Here is a 1,334-nt window from a genome sequence, read left to right as displayed (position 1 = left end):
CGTAGGACAGTCCTATGGATGTCAAGTGGGGTTGAGGTCGTGTTTGAGGGCGGCGAGGATCTCGCGGCAGAGGTAGCGCTTGAGGGCTCTGATGGCGTCTCGTTTGGAGTGTCCTTCGGCGAGTTTCTTGGCGACGTAGGCCTGGGTTCGCGGGTCGTTCTTCATGCGGCCGATGATGATCATGTGCAGGGCCCGGTTGGCTTGCCTGTCGCCGCCGCGGTGGAGCCGCATGCGGTGTGTTTTGCCGGAGGAGACGGGCACGGGTGCGGCGCCGCAGAGGCGCGCGAACGCGGCGCTGCTGTGGAGCCGGTCGATGTTGTTCGCGGCGGTGATGAGGAAGCGGGCGGCGGTGTGGACGCCGACGCCTGGCCGGGCGAGCAGGGTCGGTGCGGTCGCGGCGACCAGCGCGGTCAGGTCGGCGTCGGCGGTCGTGATCTCCGCGTCGAGGGCGCGGATCCGCTCGGCGAGCGCGCGCAGGGCCGCTTTGGCGGCCTGGGCCGGTTCGGCCAGTCGTGTCCGGTCGGGGCGCAGGCCGCGCAGCGCGCGCAGTAGCGCCGCCCGCGGCAGGCCGCGGAGCGGTTCTCGCAGCTGCTCGGGTGCGGTGACGAGGTGCGCGTGGACCTGGTTCATCGCTTGGGTGCGCTGCTTGACGGCGAGGTCCCGGACGGCGGTGAGGAGGCGGATCGCCTCGGTGGCGCCGGTGGTGTCTTTCGGCGTGGCCGAGGCCATGCCGGAGAGGGTCTTCTGCGCTGCGGCGACCGCATCGATCGCGTCGTCCTTGCCGCGTCGGGCGCGGGTGGCTTTGTCGGTGGTGTTCACCTCCATCACGGTCACCCCGGCGGCGCTCAGGTAGCGGGTGAGGCCGGCGCCGTAGGAGCCGGTCAGCTCGATGCCGATCTTGTCGATCACGCCGTGCGCGGCGACGAACGCGAGCAGCTGCCGGTAGCCGGCCGGGGATGCGGGGAACTGCTCGATCGCGAGCGTGCGGCCGGCCAGGTCGAGCACGGCCGCGTGGTGGGTGTCTTTGTGCGTGTCGACGCCGGCGACGACGATCGTCTGCTGCGACTGCTCGGGGTGGGTGATTAGCATGGGCTCTGTCTCCAATCGATCGTGATCGGTTGGATGACCTCACCGGGCCGGGCGGACACAACATTGAGTAGTCGTGGTCGGACAGAGTCCTATTAGGTCACGTCCCCGCCCGGCTCGGCCTTCCGACCGAACCAACGGCAGCGGCCCCGGAACCGTGACCGACAAGTCCTACGAATGACATCGTGAGAGTCGGGCGAGGAGAAGGCCAGGCCACGGACCCGGAACCACCACCACCATCCTCAATG

At 69.4% G+C, this 1,334-nt stretch carries 1 protein-coding gene; it reads right to left on the bottom strand.

The window, feature by feature from the left end; translation table 11 throughout:
* Positions 1-21 precede the first annotated feature (21 nt).
* Complete coding sequence (locus ACJJVL_RS02850) at positions 22-1,089, bottom strand: IS110 family transposase (RefSeq protein ID WP_405216799.1); 1,068 nt, start codon at positions 1,087-1,089, stop codon at positions 22-24.
* Positions 1,090-1,334 lie beyond the last annotated feature (245 nt).

It is taken from the genome of Agrococcus sp. Ld7, from assembly GCF_045064095.1.
Lineage (GTDB): Bacteria > Actinomycetota > Actinomycetes > Actinomycetales > Microbacteriaceae > Agrococcus.
The sequence above is the reverse complement of the archived record's forward strand: the minus strand, read 5'-3'. Positions and strand labels throughout refer to the sequence as shown.

Coding starts and splice junctions, on each gene's coding strand:
- ACJJVL_RS02850 (WP_405216799.1), bottom strand. CDS start 1,089: ATGCTAATCACCCACCCCGAGCAGTCGCAGCAGACGATCGTCGTCGCC.